Origin of the sequence: Vreelandella zhuhanensis (assembly GCF_009793355.1) — a bacterium.
Classification (GTDB): Bacteria; Pseudomonadota; Gammaproteobacteria; order Pseudomonadales; family Halomonadaceae; genus Vreelandella; species Vreelandella zhuhanensis.
In genome coordinates, this window is sequence record NZ_WTKP01000012.1 from 1 (window position 1) to 20102 (window position 20102).

The window sequence follows — 20102 nt, forward strand, 5'->3', positions numbered from 1 at the left end:
TATGAGTCCAGCGGACTACGAATCAGAGCTACTAGCAGCTGCTTGAAAAGCATGTCCGGAAAACTGTTGCCAGATCATTCTGCTTTAACGCGGTCGATAAAGAAAAAATAGACAACGGCTTATTTGTTAAACATACCGCCAAGCAAGCAGACGAGGTGTTTACCTTCCACTCGGGCTGGCACTACAGCGGGCAAGGTGAAAAGCAGTCGCTCAGGCTGAGCATTGAAAAATCCAACACAGACGCTACTCAAGTATGGAACGACGAACACCCCATGGTAGCGGTCAGTTTTGTGGAGTTAACCGCTCTGCTGGCGCCTTACTTCGAGGTGCATGTATTTGAGCACAACTACCAGACCATCACCCCCTGGGATAACGTCTCTGGCAATGCGATTTTCGTCTGCGTGAAACGTTAACAACCACCTAATCTGCTGCGATTATTGGTTGAGTTCAGGCTCTATCTATAAGGCAAGAGGAGGCAAGCGCCTCCTCTTGCCTCTACCGTTTGATACACAGCGCTGCCGCGACTTTATGGATTCAAGTCTCTGAATCCGCTCCATTTTGATTTGGCCGTAATTGGCGCTGGATACCGAGCAAGAAATTTCGAAGGATTTGATCCTTGCACTCGCGGTAATTCTTATGACTTGGCTTACGGAAAAAAGCACTTAATTCATGGTTGCTTAAAGGCAAGCCGACCAGCTCAAACACCTCTAAAATATCGTCCGCTTTCAAATTCAGCGCGATGCGCAGCTTCTGAAACACCATATTGTTGTTCAACTGCGCTTCCGGCGCGGGCTGCGGGCCTTCGCGCTTGCCACGCTTGAAGCTGATAAAGCCGTTCAGAAACGCCGCCAGCTCTTTATTTTTCATGGTGACAATGGCGTCGTCGTCATCCTTTTTCAGCCAGGCCGTCACCTGCTCCTGGGTCACGCTGACCTCCGCCAAGGCGAAGATATCCACGATGGTGCTGTCTTTTAAATCGAAGGTGTAACGGATGCGGCGAAAAATATCGTTATTGGTCAAAATGGGGTTCCTGGCCAGTGGTTAGTTTTTCGAGAAGCTTATCAATTTCTGCTTTCAATTCGTCATCTTCAATTCTATTAGCGCTGATTTTTGCCTGCTGAAGGCTTTTGATAGCGGCGTCGGTTTGGCCCAATTCAGTTTGCAGCGTCGCCATGGAAAAACCAATGGACGACATATGGTCTTTCGAATCCATGGCGATGGCTTTTTCTAGCGCTTTTTCATAAACCGCCAGAGCGTCTTCCAAGTCTTCTGTAAAGTCAGCCAGCGTTTCCCACTGCTCCGGGTGATCCTTATCGGTGTTTTCGTTGCCGATGCAAATAGCCCGCAACTCCGCATAGAGCGCATCAAAGGCCTCTCTATCCTCTTTATCGGCGGCTTTCATTAGCTTTTCAGCGAGTTCGTACACCGCCTTGTAAATTTTGGTGTTAATCATAGACCACTACCCTCTGACTCAAAAACATATGACTCAAAAACAGTTGTACAGCAGACCCTGGAAGCGTGAGCTTCTGGGTGGATAAGGGGATTATACCTTGTGGGGATGGGGGTACGGGGGAAAGGTTGGTTAGAAAACAGTGTTGATGCACCAGTGGGAGCGTCTTCGCCGATGGGCACTCACCTGGGGGAAGGTCAAGCCAACGATAATATTCGAGCAACGAACGGCTGATTTTACGCTATGCTGCATCACTTTTTATTTTCGACACACCTTACGACCATCTGTCAGAGCTCCTAATGCCATTTTCAAAACTAGGCTTATCCAGTCCTCTTGTTCAAGCGATTACTGAACTCGGTTACAAAACGCCAACGCCAATCCAGAAACAAGCGATTCCCGCCATTCTTTCGGGTAACGACTTAATCGCCACCGCACAAACAGGGACAGGCAAAACCGCTGCCTTTGTTCTGCCTCTGCTAGAACGATTCAGCAAAGCGGGAACGTTACGCGGCAAGCGCATACGTGCGCTGATTCTAGTGCCGACCCGCGAGCTAGCGGTTCAGGTCGAAGCCAGTGTGGCTCAATACGCTAAACACACGCACCTAACCTCTATGGCTGTGTATGGCGGTGTGGATACCGACGCTCAAAAAGAGCGCCTAATCAAAGGGGTAGATATTCTGGTCGCCACTCCAGGCAGATTGCTTGATTTGGCTCATCAACGTGCGCTGCATTTTGATGAGCTTCAAGTCATGGTATTGGACGAAGCGGACAGAATGGTCGACATGGGTTTTGTCGACGATATCCATAAAATCATAGAACGCCTACCTGAAAACCGTCAGAACTTACTGTTTTCGGCCACAATGACCGACGACGTTCGCGCTCTCGCCTACGATTTTTCAGATAGCAAGATGACCGATCTGGCGGCTGAAATAGCCATTTCTCCCAACATCCGCGCCGCTGCTAACATCAAACAATGGCTAATCACAGTAGACAAGGACAACAAGTCCGCCCTGTTGAGCCACCTGATCAGCGAGCAACAGTGGGATCAGGCGCTTGTTTTTACCGAGAAAAAACACAATGCGGCCAAGCTTGTTGCTCAACTGGAAAAACGCGGCATCAAGGCGGACTCCATTCATGGCGATAGAAGCCAAGCGATGCGCGAGAAGATTTTGGCTCAGTTCAAATCTGGCGAGCTAAAGTACCTGGTCGCCACGGGGGTGGCCGCTCGTGGTTTGGATATTGGTGAGCTGAGTCGTGTGGTGAATTACGATTTACCTTTTAAGCCGGAAGAATACATCCACCGCATTGGCCGAACCGGCCGTGCGGGTGCCTCAGGTGAAGCCATCTCTTTAGTAGACATGAGTGACTTTAAAAATCTTTGTGCCATTGAAAGGCGATTAAAAACTATTATTGAGCGCAAAGAGATTGCAGGTTTCCCGGTTCGAAAAGCAGTACCTGAATCAAACTTGAACTATAGTAAAAAAAGTAATCGTTGATATTTACCAAAGAAGCTTACCTCTTAAAAAAGGTAAGCCTCTTTATTACAGACATTTCAAGAGGCTGGTAAAAACCCATCTAATAGCCCGGCATTAGTGGGATATTTCTCCAACAACTCAAGCAACTTCTGCGCACCTTCTGCGGGTTTAAGTTGTGTCAACGCTCTACGCAATGTCCGTACTTTTTCAATGTCTTTTGCATCAATCAAAAGCTCTTCTCGACGGGTACTGCTCTTGGCGATATCTATCGCAGGGAAAATCCGTTGATTTGCCACTTCGCGTGATAACACGAGTTCCATATTGCCCGTGCCCTTGAACTCCTCGAAGATCACCTGATCCATACGGCTTCCCGTATCCACCAGCACGGTGGCCAGAATGGTAAGCGATCCGCCGTTTTCGATCTTTCTCGCGGCGCCAAACAGTCTTCGTGGTATTTCCATCGCGCGGCTATCCAGCCCACCCGACATAGTGCGACCATTGCCTCGCTGCTCGGCATTATGAACTCGCGATAGCCTCGTCAAAGAATCGATCACAATCATCACATCATGACCGTCGCCTGCTTGCTTACGCGCCGTCTCAAGAAGCTTATCGGCCATACGCACATGGTGTGTGTAGCTTTCGTCCGAAGACGATGCATGTACTTCTGCCGACACACTGCGCTTAAAATCAGTCACTTCTTCGGGGCGCTCATCAATCAGCAAGGCATACAGCTTTATGTCAGGATACGCTTCTGCCACGGCCTGACAGATATGTTTTAACATCGTCGTTTTGCCAGAGCCAGGCGGCGCAACTATCAACCCTCGTTGACCCATCCCAATGGGCGTAATCAAATCCATCGCTCGCACAGTACGCTGCTTAGAGCCAGGCTCTAAATAAATGCGTGGGGAGGGATGAATAGCAACACCATTTAAAAAACGTTTTTCGGGATCATTAGGCAATTGATCTTCCACTTCGTCGGCGGGCTTGGCATCTATCTGTCTTTTCGTCTTCAAACTTAATATTTTTCTCGCCATGATATTGATGGTTCGCCTTGTAAATTTTGGTGTTAATTATTGGCCACTACACCTGCTACTCAAAAAAACTAGTGCTTTTGGCTCTGCCCACTCAGGATAGCCTTCAAGTACCAGCCATTCTTCATTGTCGTTATCTACAACCGAAATTAATGATTCAGGGTTTGGCAAATCGTTGGCTTCATGAATCCATTCTTTGTCACTTGTAGCCCAGTTTTCGTGTTGTTCAGTGAGCCACCATTTAGCATCAGTTGACTCTTCGTTTTCCCACTCTGAATATCGAAGGAGCATTGATGGTTCTATATCCCGAACATTTGGCTGCCAAGTCCCTTATAGCCGTGCAAAATACCGTAAATAACTGTTTTAAATATCTTATTTCTATCGCCTGGCAGCATATACAACATTCGCGTGACCGCTCGTTTTTACATTTCAATCTTACTCTATTAATAAATTTTGCTTAGGTCACGCAGATTTTGGGAAAATTGTGCAGGGGCCAAGTGGTGGGTGGTTTGGTGTTAGCGGCACTAGAGTTGGGGTGCATGCTTGTGGCGCGGTGGATGGGCGGCTGGACGCCGCCATCGTGGGTGCCTTTGGCTCGTTACCTAGCCAAGCGTTACGCCGCGCTACGGATTAGCTGAAGTTCCTTCTCACAGCCATCGCTGCGAAAGTCCATGGAGCTTCAGTTACTTTCCTCTCACGCCTTACCCTTCACACCTCACCCTTAAAGCTCAACCCCTGCCTGAGCCTTGATGCCCTGATCCTTGAAGGCGTGCTTGACCACTTTCATTTCGGTGACGGTGTCCGCCAGGTCGATCAGCTGCTGGGGCGCATAGCGACCGGTGACCACCACATGCTGCATCTCGGGCCGGGCCTGAAGGTCGTCGAGCACCTCGTCCAGGTCCAGGTATTCATGGCGCAGGGCGATGTTGAGTTCATCGAGCAGAATCAGTTTATAGCTATCGTCGGTGAGCATCTTTTTCACCACCTCCCAGGCGGTGCGAGCGGCCTGTTCGTCCTGCTCACGGTTCTGGGTGTCCCAGGTATACCCCTGACCCATGACGTGATAGTCCACGTTGGAATGATCGCTAAAAAAGGCTTCTTCACCGGTACTGAACTTGCCTTTAATAAACTGCACCACCCCGATCTTCATGCCATGGCCCAACGAGCGCGCCACCATACCGAAGCCGGAGCTACTCTTGCCCTTGCCGGGGCCGGTCAACACCAGCAACACACCCTGCTCTTTCTGGGCGCGTTCGATGCGCTCGTGCATGATCTTCTGCTTGGCCGCCATACGGCGGGCATGGCGTTGCGGTTCCTTGGCATTGTCACGCATGACCGAGTTCTCCATTGTGTCCGTTGAACAGATCGGCCACCCACTGGGGGGCCGAGGGAAAGTAGCCGTGAAAATAACTCGCCGTCAGGCGGCCCGCCATACGCGCCTCCCCCGGCATCAGCCCGAACATGGCGTGTTGGGCCCCGTCAGCGTCGCGCAGGGTCTCGACACAGGCCATCAGTCCGCCGCATTCGGCCAGGATCGGCTTGCCTTCGCGGTGATGAGCGTGAACGGCCCGCCGCATGGCCGTATTGGCGGCCAGAGTGGCGCCGTGTAGTTCCGGGTAACCACCGGGCAGCCAGAGGGCGTCGGCTTGGGGCAGCGCTATATCGCTCAAGGGCGAAAAGAAGCTCAGCTCGGCGCCCATGGCTTCCAGCAATTCCAGGTTGGCGCGGTAGATGAAGGCGAAGGCATTGTCCCGGGCGATGGCGATACGCCGCCCTTCCAGCAGACGTGGCGGCGGCGTGGGAGCCGGGGCCTCAAGGCTGACTTTTGCCGGCAGCCGATCCAGGCCCGCTTCCTTCAAGACATTGGCGGCGGCATCCAGAGAAGCATCCAAATCGGGCAACTCACCGCCAGATCGGCGCTACAGGGGTCGCCGCCGAACAGGCCCATGGAGCCTTCCACCAGCACCAGGTCCACGTCACGGGCGGCTTCGGCCAAGCGCCAGCGAATCTCCTCGTCGCCGGTCATCCAGCCGTGCACCTGATAGACCGGTTGGCCGGAGGCCACTTCCAGCACCATGGGGTCGAGATAATCCGGCCCGTGCTTGAAGACCCGCACCTTGCGCCCGGCATTACGGTGCAGGCGGACCATCGCCGCCGTCACCATCGACTTGCCATGACCGGAGGCCGGAGCGGTAATCAGGGCGGCATGGACTTCACCGCGAATCATGGTCGTTGGCATATCACCGCACAGGTACGAAAACGGGAGCGCCGTCGATGTCGGCCGTGGCCAGGCGTTGGTCATACAGGCGTTCGAGAGCGCTCAATTCCAGCATTTGGCTGCATGGCCCCCAACAGGCTTCGCCGTCGGGATACAGCAATAAGAGGTGATCACACCAGCGCGCCGCCAGATTGAGGTCATGCAGGCACATCACTACCGCACTTCCCGCCGCGGCCTGCTCGGCGAGTAATTCCATCACCGCGGTCTGATGATGTAGGTCCAGGTGGTTGGTGGGCTCGTCGGCCAGCCAGATCGTCGGCGACTGGGTAAGTACCGTGGCGATGGCAACGCGTTGACGCTCGCCGCCGGAAAGGGTGCTCACCAGACGATCCGCCAGATGAGCTACGTCCATTCGCGCCAGGGCTGCATGCGTGATGCACAGGTCATCACCGCCTTCCATACGCCAGGGAGAAAGGTAAGGATGACGACCGATCAAGGCGGTTTCGCGCACCGTGGCGGGAAAGCCATCCTGGCGCTCCTGGAACACCAAACCCAGCTGCTGGGCGACCCGGCGACGATTGAGCCTCGCCAGCGGTTCACCGTCCAGGTGCACCTCACCGGAACGTGGCGCCTTTAGCCCCGCCAAGGTATGCAGAAGCGTGGTCTTGCCCGCCCCGTTGGGGCCGAGCACCCCCCACCTCTGCCCCGGCGCCATGCAGAGGTTGAGCGCCCGCCCGGAGGCACGCCCCGGCACATCGATGATCAGCTCCTGGGTGTCAAGTCGGCTCATCAACGGCTCCGGTAAAGCAGATAAAGGAAGGTCGGCACACCCAGAAGTGCGGTGATCACCCCTACCGGCAACTGCTCAGGGGCGATCAGGGTGCGCGCCAGGGTATCGGCCAGCACCAATAGTGTGCCACCGGCCAGCGCGCAGGCCGGCAAGACCAGACGCTGATCATTGCCCACCACCAGACGCAGCATGTGCGGCACCACCAAGCCCACGAAACCGATGCTGCCGGCGGTGGTCACGGCCATGGCGGTCAGCAGGCTGGCGCTGATGTAGATCGTCCATTCCAGCGGGCGTACCGCCACCCCCAGCGCCGCCGCCTGCAACGGCCCCCGGGCCAGCACATTCAGGCTACGCCCCAGCGGCATTACCAGAACGCAGACGACTGCCAGCAAGGCCAGGGGTGGCCAGGGAGTCCGGGCGTAGGAGAGATCGCCCATCAGCCAGTAGAGCATGCCGGGCAGACGCCCGACGGGACTGATCGCCAGCATCAAGGTGATCACCGCGCCCCAGCCAGAGGCCACCACCACCCCGGTGAGCAGCAAGCGTGACGGCGTCCAGCTTCCCGTGCCATGAGCCAGGCCGAACACCAGCAGCGTCGAGGTGAGCGCCCCGGCGAATGCCGAACCGGAGATGACCATGCCACCCATTCCCGCCAGCATGGCGACCAAGGCCCCCACCGAGGCGCCGCCGGAAAGCCCCAGTACATAGGGGTCGGCCAGCGGGTTGCGCAACAGCACCTGCATCAATGCCCCCGCCACCGCCAGCAACCCCCCGGTAGCGAAGGCGGCCAAGGTACGCGGCACCCGGAGCTCAAGCACCAGGGTTTGCGCCAAGGCGTCGCCTTCGCCACGCAACACCGCCCACACATCCATCAACGAAAGCGAAGCGCTACCCACGCTGAGCGAAAACCCCATTGCCAGCAGTGCGGCCAGCGACAGGATGCCCAGCGGCAACCCCAGCGAACGCCACCAGCGCCGGGGGGCGACGGAATAGGCAAGATCAGCGCTGTTCACGCGCCACCTCGAGTTTTTCGCAGAATAGCCGGCTGCCTTCGAGCAGGCGCGGCGTGGGGCGTTGGATCAGCGAAGGCGGCACAAAGAACAGGTTGTCGCTTTGTACCGCCTGAAGGTTGGGATATTGCTCCCAGTGGGTCAGCCAATCGCGATTTTCTTCACCCATACCGCCCGCCAGAATCGCTTCGGGATCGGCGGCCAGCACCGATTCGTCATCTATGCGCGGTACCAGGCGCGAAAGATCGCCGAACACATTGACGCCACCGCACAGCGTCAGCACCTTGCCGATGAAATGTTCATCGTTGATGGTCATCAAGGGTTCATCCCAGACTTGATAGAACACCTTCACCGGCTCGGCATTCTTGAACGTTGCGGCAAGCTCGGCAATTCCCTGACGAAAATCCTCCGCCGCCCGAAAGCCTTCTTTCTGGCTAGCCGCCAGCTGCGCCAGCCGCTCGATGACGCTGGCAACCCCTGCAAAATCGCGCGGCTCGATATAGAACACCGGCAACCCCAGCGCTTCGATGGTTTCCAGCTGCTCAGCAGGATTACCGGTGGTCCAGCCGATCACCAGATCCGGGCGCAGCGTGACCAGCGCTTCCAGATCTATGCGCGTGTGGCTACCTACCGACTGCACCTTTTGGGCCTCGGGCGGGTAGTCACTGTAGGAGACCACCGCCACCACCTGCTCTCCGGCGCCGGCGGCGTAGACCAATTCCGTAGCACCTGGCGAAAGCGCGGCAATGCGCTTGGCGGGAGCCTCCAGGCACACTTCGCGCTCCCGGTCATCGACTGCGCATACCTCTTCGTCGGCCAGGACCGCTGCCAGGGGCAGCAGCGCCAAGGCCAAGGCTAACCAACGCAATAGGCTAGTGATCATCATCCACCGAAGTGCAGGTTAAGGAAGGCGGCACGGCCGGCATTGAGGTAGTCGAACGGCATCGCCTGGAAGGTGACCGGATCAAAGTCGGCGCCCTGAGCAGTGACGATCTCCTTGTCGAAAGCGTTCTCCAGCGTGGCGCGCAGCGACCACATCGGGGCAAAGTCCCAGCCAGCACGCAAGTTGACGATGCCGTAGCCGGGCAGTCGCTCGGAATTAGCTGCGTCATTGTAGCGATGATTCTGGGTGATCCAAGAGCCGCCCAGCGACCAGTCGCCCAGTTCCCGATCCACATCCAGGCGCAGCCCCTGGGTGGCACGACGCGCCAGGCGGTTGCCGGCGTTGTCACCGCTGCGGCTCTCCGGGTCCATCCAGGTCAAGGCGGCGGCAAGGGTCCAGTCATCGATCTCGGCACCCAGGGCCAGCTCGGCGCCGCGGATGCGTGCCTCGTTGACGTTGACCGGGCGGAAGGCCTCGTCGAGAGCGATCAGGTCATCCACCTCCGTCTGGTAGGCGGCGAGGTCCCAGAACCAGTTGCCGTACTGGCCGCGCAGGCCAAGCTCGAATGTGCTCGACGTTTCCGCGCTCAGGTCGGGATTGCTGGAGCCCGCGAAGGGAAAGTAGAGCTCGTTGAAGGTGGGTGCACGGAAGGCCGTCCCATAGCTTGCACGCGCCACATGTTGCTCATCCAGCGCATAGCCAAGGGCCAGGCTGCCGGTCAACTCCTCGCCGAACGCCTGGTTGTCATCATGGCGCAGACTCAGCTGGGTCGTCAGCGGATAAAAATCCAGGAAACCCTGCGCAAAAATGGCTCGGTTGTATCGCTGCTCTTCATCGAAGGAGAGCCCGGATGTCTGGCTATCGCCAAGATCATCCTCGCTGTACTCGGCACCCATTACCACCTCATGAGGGCCGAATGCCAGGATGTTCTTCCAGTTGGCGGTGCGAGTCCGGGTCTCGAACAGCGACGTATAGGTCGGCGCTACGGTATCGCGCTCGTCGCGAGCCTCACTCAGGGTGACGCGGCTTGACCAGGAGTCCGTCACCGGAGCTTCCGCATAGACCGCTGCGACCTGCTGAACGAAGTCATCTTCGGCAGGGCCGGACGAGTCGTACTCGGTGCTGCCACGCCCCCGCAGCGCCAGCATGCCCACCTCGGCGCCACCGTCGAAGGTATGCGAGAGCCGAACCAACCCGGAGGTATTGTCATACCCCTTGTCGTCACCGCCGCGGCGCACCGGTGCGCCCTCGGTATCGAAGCGGCTGACGGCGAAATGGTAACGGGTACCGTCCTCGGCGCCGGAGAGGCTGGCGCTGTAGCGCTGGGAATCGAAGGAACCGCCGCCCACTGAAATGCGCGGCTGGGGTGCGCCCTCTTCACCTTCGGGTGTAAACAGCTGGATCACGCCTCCCACCGCATCGGCACCGTAGAGGCTGCCGCGCGGCCCGCGCACGATCTCGGCACTCTCGAACATCCGCGGGTCGAGAAACTCCCAGGCGGCCGCCCCGGTGGTGGCGGAGCGCAGTCGAATACCGTCGATCAGCAGGATGTTGGCATTGCTGCCGGTGCCGCGTAGGAAGAGACTGCTCTGCTTGCCGAAGCTGCCCTGGGTGGTGATGTCCACACCCGGCTGGCCGCGCAGCAGGTCGGTAACGCTGGTGGGATCCTGGCGACGTAACGTGGCTTCATCGAGCACAGTGACGGACGCCAGCGTTTCATCGGCGGTACGCGGTGCCAAGGTGGCGGTGACCACAACCGGGTTGAGACGCTGGGGGGCATTGGAAGTATCGAGAGTATCAGCCTGGGCCTGAACGGCCATCGGCAGCGCGGCCAGGCTGAAGGCAGCTAGACCACGGGTGGCATTAATTCTGGTTTTCATGAGTATCCCTTGCTCGCCGTACTCACCCGTACGGCTGGTTATCTTGGCAGTCGTCAGGACACGGCAAGAGATCGAGGAAGAGAAAGGGAGAACGAAAAAATAAAATGGCGACGCCTGCCCCGCCTCAACGTCGCCCACCGCAACCCGGCATTGAACTCTCGGGCCGGTCTCCGGGCTGACGAGCGAAAGCAGGGTTTGAAAGACCCGGCTTTCCGAACGGCTGCCTTCCCGTGCACGCGGCACAGTGGCGTAAGAGCCGTTCTTGTCTCGATCACCGTTGCGGGGGCAGCGTCGGAATAGCGTTCAAAAAGCGCACCGACTTCCCGTTTCACTGACGACAACTTGATTGCCACCAGCACCTGAGAGAAGGCGTAAATTAGCAACCCGGCCCGGGAAGGTCAATGACGCATCTCGGGTAACCCGATGCTTTCATCCCAGGCGCTTGGGCAACCCATGGCATGGGCACCAGGTTTATCAGCGTAACCCGCGGCATTTTTATAGCTTGACAAATGTCCAACCTGGCCCAATATAACATCCATATGGATGGCACATGGATTCCATCCACCCGATATTACCTTCAGAGGAAACTCCATGGCCGTACACGAATTACGTCGCAAGCCCGGCGATACCAGCGAAAAGATCACCATCAACCTTGGGGTGGTCGACCTGGGCCAGATCGATCTGCTGGTACAGGAAGGCTTCTATTCCAACCGTACTGATCTGATTCGCACGGCGATCCGCAACCAGCTGGCTACCCATGCGGAAGTGGTCAAGGAAACCGTGGCTCGCAAGACCTTTGTACTGGGCATGCAGCATTACAGCCGCAGCGATCTCGAGGCGTTACAAGCCGCCGGAGAAAAGCTGCAAATCCAGGTATTGGGGCTTGCCAGCATTGCCGAGGACGTTTCCCCGCAGCTGGCGCTTGCCACTATCGATTCGGTGGTGGTGCTGGGTGCCTTGCACGCCAGTGCCGCCGTCAAGTCCGCCTTGGCGGACCGGATCCATTGATGTCGCCAAGGCGACAAGGATAACTCAATGAATAACCCCATGCTGTCGGAAAAAATGCGTGAAGCCACCCGCCTTACTCAGGCGGGAAGGCTCGATGAAGCAATGGCATTGATCCAAGGCTCCTTGAATGGCATGCCCGGCGACGCTTTCGCTTCCGGGGCCGCTAATGGTGCAGAAGCCCCTACTTCAGGGCAGGGAGAGACCATAGAAGGAAGCTGTGAGGTAGTGGATGAGAAGCAAGATGCTCAACCCAAGGCCAGGCAGTGGAAAACGGCCAAGCCAAAGCCGACCGCAACAGCGAAAAGCTGGTCCTCAGCCTTCACTAACGTCAACGTCAACGCCGAGCCGGACAGCCCACCCGCCCCGGGGAAATTTACCAGCGGCACCTACAAGAGCGCCGTGGGCTTGCGCCGCTACAAGCTGTATATTCCTAGCGGCTATACCGGCCAGCCCTTGCCGCTGGTGGTCATGCTCCACGGTTGCACCCAGGATCCCGATGATTTCGCCAAGGGAACCAACATGAACCGCTTGGCGGAAGAGCAGCTATGTTGCGTGCTCTACCCCGCCCAACCCGCTAGCGCCAATGCCAACAAGTGCTGGAACTGGTTCAAGACTTCCGATCAGCAGCGCGACGGGGGCGAACCTGCGATCATTGCCGGGATGACCCGCCAGATTCTCGAAGAGCATCACCTCGACCCCAGACGGGTCTACGTAGCCGGTTTATCAGCCGGGGGCGCCATGGCGACAACGCTTGCCATGACCCACCCGGATCTTTACGCCGCGGTGGGCGTGCATTCAGGGCTGCCGCACGGCGTTGCTCAGGACTTGCCCTCCGCGCTCGGGGTGATGCAAGGCGGTACCGGCCCCTTGGCCAATGCCAACCCCACGACGACGTCCCCCTGGTCATCCCCTGTGCCCGCAGTGGTATTTCATGGCGACCGCGACACCACCGTGCATCCGTCCAATGCGGAGCGAGTTGCCGGGCAATATGGCGTAAAGGCGGCCAACCAGCGTGACAATGTAAAGGTGCAAGCTGGCCGAATTCCCAACGGCCATGCTTATACCCGTACCATTCACCATGACGCCAAGGGTAAGCCCCGCCTGGAGCAGTGGCAGATTCACGGTGCCGGTCATGCCTGGTCGGGGGGCAGCTTGCAGGGCTCCTATACCGACCCCAAAGGCCCCGATGCCACCGGCGAAATGCTGCGCTTTTTCTACGCCCATGCGAAAGAGTAAGCTCTGAAGAGTAAGCCCTGTACAACCACTACCAACCTGGAGAGCAGCGCGATGACCGCCATGTTGAGCAAAACCAAATCCAGCTTTTACCGGCGGCTCTACGTTGCCTACCTGATCGATCAAGGCATCGCCAGTGTACCGGCCTTGATCGAGACGACCCGAATGCCGAGACGTACCGCCCAGGACACTATCACCTCCCTGGCCGAACTGGACATCATCTGTGAGTTCGAGAAAGACGTTGGGGAGCGCCACAATATCGGTCAGTACCGGATTCGCGACTGGGGGCCTATCGACAAGCAGTGGGTGGCCAACCATGCCGATAGACTCAAAGCTGCTCTGGGTTACGATTAACCGCTTCGGGTCATGATCGACCGACTGGGGTCCTGATCAATCGTCAACTGTCTTCCTCACGCCAAGCCAGGCGCGCGGCATTCAAGGTCACGCTCAAGGAGCTTGCCACCATCGCCAATACCGCCATCAACGGCGGTATTGGCATCAGGATGACCAGCCCCAGCGCCAAGCCATTGTAAAGCCCTGAAAACACCAGGTTCTGACGCATCACCCGGCGGGTGCGCCTTGCAATACGCAGCGCCTGAGCCACCCCCGCAATACCCGGACTCATCAGCTGAACTGCAGCCCCTTCCCGGGCGGCATCACCAGCGTTCAGAGAGGCAACTCCCACCCCGGCACCGGCCAACCCCAGCGCATCGTTGATGCCATCGCCGACGTACAGCGTCGGCGATGGCAAACCTTGCAGCAACCGCGCCTTGGCTTCGGGCGAACGCCCCGGATAGCACTCGCCTGGCTTAAATCCTACGGCTTTGCCTAATGCCATGGCCGGCCCCGCTCTGTCACCACTGATCAGCGCAAGCAGATACCCCTCGCGGCGCAGTCCGGCCAAGGTTGCATGCGCATCCGGCAAAGGCTGCTCCCCCAGATAAAAGCTTGCCAGCCATTGTCCGTCACAACCCAACATCACTTCCGAGTTATCGGGGTGGGCAATCGCCTGGCTATCCGGCACCGTGATGCCATTGGCTTTCAACCAGGCGCAGCTACCCAGGTAAAGCTCGCGGCCATCCTTCAGGCGCACGTAGCGCCCCTGGCCGGGAATTTCCTCGGTGGTTTCGCTCGCCATATTCACGTCTTGGCTACCCTGCTCGGCCCAGCGCCCCAAGGCCTGGGCAAGTGGATGCTCACTGCGTTGCGTGGCGGCGGCCAGCAATGTGTTCAATTCCTCTGCCGATACAGTTCGCGCCGCATTGAACGAGATTACTTCGGGCAAACCCGGCGTCAGGGTGCCGGTCTTGTCGAAAGCCACCGAGCGCACCTCGGCCAGGGTTTCAAAGCTAGCCGGGTCGCGCAGCACCACGCCCTGCCCCAGGGCGGCGCTGCTGCCCGCGAGACTCGCCAAAGGAACCGCCAGCCCCACGGCACAGGGACAGGCCACAACCAGCACGGAAAGCGCTCGCACCATGGTATCTTCCCATGGTACCCCGACCAATGCCGCCACGCACAAGGTTGTGGCGGCCAGTACCAGTGCCACCGGACTCAACCAGGCGGCGAAGCGGTCGGCCAACCGCTGCAGCTCGCCTTTGCGCGCCTGATGAAAACGCATCTGTTCGCGCATGCGATCCAGCCGACACTCCCCCGCCACCGCACTGACCCGCATCACCAAATCAGCACCCAGGTTGCGACAACCTGCATGGAGGGCGGTGCCAGGCGGCAAACGGCGGGGCACGCTTTCGCCGGTCAAGGGAGCCAGATCGACCCAGGCGGGCGAGTCTTCGACATAGCCATCCAGAGGAAGGGTGGCGCCCTTGTCCACGCGGATTCTGGCATTACGCGGCACTTCAGTTCGGGCGCGCTCTTCCCAACGCCCCTGCTCCCGGCAGGCAACGGTCGTTTCGGGTAGCGCTAGGGCATCCAGGGCGCGCAGCCCGCGATGACGACACAGGGTATCCACCAGGCGTCCCACCAACAGCAACCCAATCAACATCACCGCGGTATCGAAATACACCTCGGCCGAGCCACGCGCCAAAAGACCCAGCGAAACGACTACGGCACCCCAGACACCCAGGCTCACCAGAACGTCCATACCGGGTTTTCGGGCGCGCAAGGTGCGCCATCCGGCGCGGTAAAACGGCACGCCGGAAAATAGCACCACCGGCAAGGAGAATGCGCCCGAAACCCAGGCCAGAACGTACTCGATCTCGGCTGAAGATACCGCCTCGGCATAAATCAACAGCGAAGCCAGCATCGTCCACATGCCGAACACGGCTGCCACCGACAGGCGCAATGCCAGGTAACGGCTTTCCTTTTCCAGCCGCGCATGGGCGTCGAGGGTGGTCTCAGGCAGGCCTAGCGAATAGCCCAGTCGGCGCACCACCGGCGCCAGGGCTTCCAAGGTGATTCCCGAGGTTTTGGCTGACGCTCTCCCTCTGACCCAAAGGCTCGCACTGGGATAATGCACGCTAGCCGCCGCCACCTCGGGAAGGCGTTGCAGCCGCGCCTCGATAGCCAGGGCGCAGCTGCTGCACCACATGCCACCAAGGGAAAAGAGTGCCTCCTGGCTTGCGGTGGGCTTTGCATCAGGTTCGGGCGAAAGAGGAGTATTCATTCAGTGGGTGACAGCCCTACGCAGAAGCGTGACAAGAGTCGTTAGACACAGGGTGACAAGCCAAGCACCGGTACGCCCACAAACAGCACCGCAACCATGGAAGCCAAATAAAGCCCCGCGGACACAATGGCGCAAAAGTGTGCGGCTCGCATAGTTGTCTGTTGCGAGGCGTGAAAGCATTTCCAGGCCAGCCATGCCAAGAAGGCGACGGTTATCAGGGTCAATAGAGCAAGTCCAGCGTTGAGCAGAGTAAGCGGGCCTTGCTCGGGATCGGGAGGCGCTATTGCACAGACCACCGACAGCCCGCCATACATGGCCACAAACCATACACTCCACAGCGTCAAGCCCACGACCAAATTGATAGGGTGCGTCCAGAGTATTTGCCTCATGTGGTCCCTCCTATCATTCTGGGAAGTACCGCCAGAGAAACCACGACTATCCAGTAAACTCCCAAGTTATAACGCCATAGAAGTCTGACCACCACGGGTTCCAGGGGAGCTTCCACCCCCACATAACCGTAACCCACACGCAGGCCTTGCAATAGCGTGAGTACCGCACCAAAGCCAGTGTGCAGCATCACATAGACCAGGCTGACCATCAGCACGGCATCATGCGCAGTGGCGGTCACGTCCAGCTCAGCCAGCACCAGCACCCACACCAGCAGGCCAAGCTGAACAGCCCCCAAGGCACTGATCATATAGAGGCCTTTGGCCAGGCCAGCCCCTTGGCGACGGCGAAGACGACGTACACAGCGTTCCAGCCACAACCAGCCGGCACTCGACGCCAGCCCGGCCAATACCAGAAGCGTGAGTGAAAGCGGTGATTCAGGCGGCATGCTCCACTCGGGTGAAATCGTCCAGAGGTAGAACCAGCCGAATAGCAATGAAAGAAAGAAGGCCCCATTGGCCAGCAAGGCCACTGCCATGGTCCAGACGCCGGGGCCATCCAGAGTACGGGAGTGAAGCGGCGGATTGCCGGGCTGCTCACGGGTATCCGGCGCCGCCCTGGGGTGAGCGCCGTTCTCCCAGGACCAACGCAGCAAGAAGCCGGCCGCGACCAGAACGGCTATGCCCGCCAGCGGATACCAGCGCAGCAACAGGCTGATACACACCACCGCCAAGGCCAGGGCGGCGAACAAGGGCCACCAGGAATTGGTGGGTATATGGATCACTTCGCGCAACTTGCCGGTCAAGGGATCGGTTCCCCATATTTCACGACGTCCATGAAAGGCCGCCGCCAAGCCATGCCTGCCTTCGGCGATAGTGCGCGGAAGTTGCGGATATTCCCACAGCGGATGGCGGGTTTCGACCTTGGGCAAGCTGACGAAGTTATACGGGCTGGGCGGCATGGAAGTCGCCCATTCCAGGGTGTCAGCATTCCAGGGGTTTTGTCTGGCCGGTTTGCCGAAGCGAAAGTGCAACATGATGTCCACCAGAATCATGGCGATTCCCATGGCCATCAGGAAACTACTTACCGAGGAGATAAGATTGAACAACTGCCAGCCTTCATCGGCGCCGTAGGTATATACCCGCCGCGGCATACCCAGAAGCCCGGTCCAGTGCATGATCAAAAAGGTGCCGTTGAAGCCCAGAAACGTCAGCCAGAAGCCCCATTTCCCCAGCGTTTGTGAAGGCATGCGCCCGGAAAACAACGGCAGCCAATAATACAGCCCGCCGATCAAGGGAAAGAACATGCCGCCCACCAGCACATAATGCATGTGGGCCACCACGAAGTGCGTATCGTGGACTTGCCAATTGAAAGGCACCAGCGCCAGCATCACCCCGGTCAAACCACCCAATACAAAGACAAACAGAAACCCGAAAATCCACAGCATGGGTACCTGCAATCGCGGCTTGCCCAGCCACAATGTCGCTAGCCACAGAAATATCTGAATACCCGTCGGCACCGCCACCAACATGCTGGCGGCGGAAAAGAAGGTCTGAGCCAGCTGCGGCATGCCCACCGTGAACATATGGTGCACCCAGAGCCCGAAGCTAATGAAACCAGTGGTGATAACCGCAAACACCGCCCAGCCGTAACCCACAATGGGGCGTCCTGCGAAAACCGGAATCAAGGTCGACACAATTCCCGCTCCCGGCAGGAAAATGATGTAGACCTCCGGATGGCCGAACAGCCAGAACAAATGTTGCCAAAGAATGGGGTCACCGCCGCCCGCGACGTCGAAAAATGGCATGCCTACGGCACGTTCCAGCTCCAGCAGAACGCTTCCCAGAATCAATGGCGGAAACCCCACCACGATCATCATGGCCATCGCCAGGATGTACCAGGCGAATAGCGGCATCTTGTGCAGCGCCATGCCTTGTGTGCGGGTACGCAGAATCGACACCACCAATTCGACACCGGCGGAAAGCGCCGATATTTCGACGAAGGTGATCCCCAGCAACCAGAAGTCCGAGCCCAGCCCCGGCGAGTAGACCTTGCTACTTAGCGGGGTGTACATGAACCAGCCGCTTGACGGCGCCATCTCCATGAACAGACTGGAAAGCAGAATCAGTCCGCCGAACAGATAGCACCAATACCCAAAGGCGGATAGACGCGGGCACACCAGATCCCGGGCGCCGATCATCTTGGGAATCATGTAGATCGCCAGCCCTTCCAGGATCGGAATCGCAAACAGGAACATCATCACCGTTCCATGCATGGTGACGACCTGATTGTAAATTTCCGGCGCCATGAAGTTTTGCCCCGGAAACGCCAGTTGAGAGCGTATCAACATGGCCAACACCCCACCCACCAGGAAAAATGCCATGCCGGTAAGCATGAAGCGCAGCCCTACGGTGGTGTGGTTGACGATGGTCAATGCGCCTAAGCCGCGTGGATTCGCCCAGACTCGTTCCAGGTCCTCAAGAAAACGCCGGGTATCTTCAGGGGCGGTTTTCCGAGAACTATCTTGAGAGCTATCGTTCATGGGCTTAGCGTCTCCAGCCAGTCGCCGATGGCTTGCAATGCCGGGGGTTCAAGCGCCAGATGCGCGGGCATGCGGTTGCCCGGCTTGAGCTGTTGATGATGCTCCAGCCAATAGCCGATGGCGCCTTCCTCCATGGCCAGTACCCCGGCCCCCAGGGTGGGCCGTGCGCCAATATCCGAAAGATCCGGCCCTTGTATAGGCGCAAGCTCCCATTGCGAGTCGGGCACGGTCAATCCCGCCACACGGTGGCAACGGGCGCAATATTCGACGAAGACCTCACGCGCGGGTGCATGGGCGTCGGATTGCACGGCAAGGGTTTCCAGCTTCGCTGCTTGACGCTCGGCGAGCCAGGCCTCGTAATCGCTGCGCTCCATCGCCTCCACATACAGCTGCATGTGGGCATGCTGGGTGCCACAGAATTCAGCGCACTGGGCACCGAAAACACCCGGGCTATCCGCCTCCAGGCGTATGCGGTTGATGTGTCCGGGAATCATGTCGATCTTGCCGCCCAACCGCGGGATCCAGAACGAATGGATCACATCCGCCCCGGTGACGTGAAAATCCACCGGCTCTCCTGCCGGCATCACCAGCTGGTTGGCGGTGACGACTTCACCGCCCTCGGCCCCCGGATAACGAACCTCCCACCACCATTGGTGGCCGGTAACCTGGATGACATCGGGCGGGGTGCCCAGTGGCACCGGCAACATCCGCTGACCCGCCGGCACGCCGAAAATCAGCAGCACCCCAATGGTTGCGACCGGCAACAAGACGCCACCGCCGAGTATAAATCGCCGAGCCAAGCGCTTTTCCTCAAGCGCCGAAAGTTTCGGCCTCGAACGCCGGCGAAAGCTATAAAGCCCCAGTGCCACCACCATGATCAAAACAAGGCTGAAAAATCCCGCCATTCCCCACCATACCAGGGCGACATCGGCGGCCGCCCGCCCGGCAGGGTCGAGAATCGACTTGTTCCCGGCGCAACCGGTCAACAAGACTGCCAAGAAGGCCGGTATCGACCATACTCGTATCAACCGGGCTCTCATCCACTGCACTCTCATTAACCCCATAGACGTCAGACACGGGAGAGGATCATGGCGGAAGTGAAACAACGTAATATCAAAAGCCACGCGGCTATTGCGGGTCATCCGCTTCATCCCTTGATGATTCACTTTCCGGTGGCGGCACTGATAGCGCTGGTAGCGAGTGACCTGGGGTATCTCTACACCCAGGACCCGTTCTGGATTCGCGCCGGCATGTGGCTCGCCGGAGTGGGCGCTTTCGGAGGCTGGCTGGCCAGCCTGGCGGGGATTGTCGACCTGATCACGGTCAAGAAAATTCGTTCCAAGATAACCGGCTGGAATCACGCCATCATCGCGGTGATGATGTTGTCGTTGGCGTCGTTCAATTGGCTGTTGCGAATCAATGACCCAGAGATCATCTTGCCATGGGGATTGGCGATTTCGCTGATGACAGCTGGCATGATCGCCGCTGCAGGCCTGCTTGGGGGGCACCTGGTGTACGAACATGCGGTAGGGGTGCAGGTCGAAAAATGATGATGCAGGCGATGAATTTCCTTCC

At 58.3% G+C, this 20102-nt stretch carries 20 protein-coding genes, 1 pseudogene and 1 riboswitch; of the genes and pseudogenes, 6 read left to right on the plus strand and 15 right to left on the minus strand.

From position 1 onward, the window contains the following. Positions 1–77 precede the first annotated feature (77 nt). Positions 78–413, plus strand: a pseudogene (locus GPM19_RS13995) (SAM-dependent methyltransferase); the annotation flags it as partial. A 121-nt stretch (positions 414–534) separates the two neighbouring features. Here GPM19_RS13995 and GPM19_RS14000 read toward each other — a convergent pair. Together GPM19_RS14000 and GPM19_RS14005 are read right to left on the minus strand one after the other, a co-directional pair. Beyond that, entirely contained in the window at positions 535–1020 is a 486-nt protein-coding gene (locus GPM19_RS14000) for a YehS family protein (RefSeq protein WP_160419642.1), read from the minus strand. Beyond that, the gene (locus GPM19_RS14005; protein WP_160419643.1) at positions 1010–1453 is read right to left on the minus strand and encodes a tetratricopeptide repeat protein; all 444 of its coding nucleotides are present in this window, start codon (positions 1451–1453) and stop codon (positions 1010–1012) included. Before GPM19_RS14005 ends, GPM19_RS14000 begins: the two co-directional genes overlap by 11 nt. Positions 1454–1749: 296 nt before the next feature. Here GPM19_RS14005 and GPM19_RS14010 point away from each other — a divergent pair, with 296 nt between their 5' ends. Then, positions 1750–2946 (plus strand): DEAD/DEAH box helicase, encoded by a 1197-nt coding sequence (locus GPM19_RS14010; protein WP_160419644.1) that lies wholly within the window; start codon positions 1750–1752, stop codon positions 2944–2946. A 56-nt stretch (positions 2947–3002) separates the two neighbouring features. Here the strand turns inward: GPM19_RS14010 and rho are convergent, their stop codons facing one another. From rho to GPM19_RS14050, 9 genes are all read right to left on the minus strand, one after another. Next, positions 3003–3959, minus strand: coding sequence for a transcription termination factor Rho (rho, locus tag GPM19_RS14015; protein WP_160419645.1), 957 nt, complete (start codon positions 3957–3959; stop codon positions 3003–3005). A gap of 36 nt (positions 3960–3995) precedes the next feature. Beyond that, positions 3996–4247, minus strand: coding sequence for a hypothetical protein (locus GPM19_RS14020; protein ID WP_160419646.1), 252 nt, complete (start codon positions 4245–4247; stop codon positions 3996–3998). A gap of 430 nt (positions 4248–4677) precedes the next feature. After that, entirely contained in the window at positions 4678–5289 is a 612-nt protein-coding gene (cobO, locus tag GPM19_RS14025; protein ID WP_160419647.1) for a cob(I)yrinic acid a,c-diamide adenosyltransferase, read from the minus strand. Continuing rightward, a complete protein-coding gene (locus GPM19_RS15625) occupies positions 5282–5857 on the minus strand; it encodes a hypothetical protein (protein WP_319928134.1) in 576 nt (191 codons plus the stop codon). The genes cobO and GPM19_RS15625 overlap by 8 nt, the downstream gene beginning before the upstream one ends. Further along, the gene (locus GPM19_RS15630) at positions 5812–6195 is read right to left on the minus strand and encodes a hypothetical protein (protein ID WP_319928135.1); all 384 of its coding nucleotides are present in this window, start codon (positions 6193–6195) and stop codon (positions 5812–5814) included. The genes GPM19_RS15625 and GPM19_RS15630 overlap by 46 nt, the downstream gene beginning before the upstream one ends. 1 nt (position 6196) lies before the next feature. Further along, complete coding sequence (locus GPM19_RS14035) at positions 6197–6964, minus strand: ABC transporter ATP-binding protein (RefSeq protein ID WP_160419648.1); 768 nt, start codon at positions 6962–6964, stop codon at positions 6197–6199. Next, the gene (locus GPM19_RS14040; RefSeq protein ID WP_160419709.1) at positions 6964–7878 is read right to left on the minus strand and encodes a FecCD family ABC transporter permease; all 915 of its coding nucleotides are present in this window, start codon (positions 7876–7878) and stop codon (positions 6964–6966) included. The genes GPM19_RS14035 and GPM19_RS14040 overlap by 1 nt, the downstream gene beginning before the upstream one ends. An 85-nt stretch (positions 7879–7963) precedes the next feature. Further along, positions 7964–8860: a cobalamin-binding protein gene (locus GPM19_RS14045; protein WP_371829369.1), complete on the minus strand. Its 897-nt coding sequence runs from the start codon at positions 8858–8860 to the stop codon at positions 7964–7966. Further along, a complete protein-coding gene (locus GPM19_RS14050; RefSeq protein WP_160419649.1) occupies positions 8857–10737 on the minus strand; it encodes a TonB-dependent receptor domain-containing protein in 1881 nt (626 codons plus the stop codon). Before GPM19_RS14050 ends, GPM19_RS14045 begins: the two co-directional genes overlap by 4 nt. Positions 10738–10881: 144 nt before the next feature. Then, positions 10882–11115, minus strand: a riboswitch (cobalamin riboswitch). A 213-nt stretch (positions 11116–11328) separates the two neighbouring features. Here GPM19_RS14050 and GPM19_RS14055 point away from each other — a divergent pair. From GPM19_RS14055 to GPM19_RS14065, 3 genes are read left to right on the plus strand one after another with little or no spacing between them, the layout of a single operon-like run. Next, the gene (locus GPM19_RS14055) at positions 11329–11745 is read left to right on the plus strand and encodes a ribbon-helix-helix domain-containing protein (protein WP_114486841.1); all 417 of its coding nucleotides are present in this window, start codon (positions 11329–11331) and stop codon (positions 11743–11745) included. 27 nt (positions 11746–11772) lie between these two features. Then, positions 11773–12981, plus strand: a complete 1209-nt coding sequence (locus GPM19_RS14060; RefSeq protein ID WP_160419650.1) for an extracellular catalytic domain type 1 short-chain-length polyhydroxyalkanoate depolymerase — start codon at positions 11773–11775, stop codon at positions 12979–12981. Positions 12982–13032: 51 nt separating this feature from the next. Continuing rightward, entirely contained in the window at positions 13033–13332 is a 300-nt protein-coding gene (locus tag GPM19_RS14065; protein ID WP_160419651.1) for a winged helix-turn-helix domain-containing protein, read from the plus strand. Positions 13333–13375: 43 nt separating this feature from the next. Here the strand turns inward: GPM19_RS14065 and GPM19_RS14070 are convergent, their stop codons facing one another. The 4 genes from GPM19_RS14070 to coxB are packed head-to-tail and all read right to left on the minus strand — an operon-like array spanning position 13376 to position 19567. Continuing rightward, positions 13376–15598, minus strand: a complete 2223-nt coding sequence (locus tag GPM19_RS14070) for a heavy metal translocating P-type ATPase (RefSeq protein WP_227842459.1) — start codon at positions 15596–15598, stop codon at positions 13376–13378. Positions 15599–15639: 41 nt separating this feature from the next. Further along, entirely contained in the window at positions 15640–15987 is a 348-nt protein-coding gene (locus GPM19_RS14075; RefSeq protein WP_160419652.1) for a hypothetical protein, read from the minus strand. After that, positions 15984–18527: a cytochrome c oxidase subunit I gene (gene ctaD, locus GPM19_RS14080; protein WP_160419653.1), complete on the minus strand. Its 2544-nt coding sequence runs from the start codon at positions 18525–18527 to the stop codon at positions 15984–15986. Before ctaD ends, GPM19_RS14075 begins: the two co-directional genes overlap by 4 nt. After that, complete coding sequence (coxB, locus tag GPM19_RS14085; RefSeq protein WP_227842461.1) at positions 18524–19567, minus strand: cytochrome c oxidase subunit II; 1044 nt, start codon at positions 19565–19567, stop codon at positions 18524–18526. Before coxB ends, ctaD begins: the two co-directional genes overlap by 4 nt. Positions 19568–19615: 48 nt before the next feature. On the opposite strand from coxB, the gene GPM19_RS14090 reads away from it, so the two are divergent. Beyond that, the gene (locus GPM19_RS14090) at positions 19616–20077 is read left to right on the plus strand and encodes a DUF2231 domain-containing protein (RefSeq protein ID WP_160419655.1); all 462 of its coding nucleotides are present in this window, start codon (positions 19616–19618) and stop codon (positions 20075–20077) included. Positions 20078–20102 lie beyond the last annotated feature (25 nt).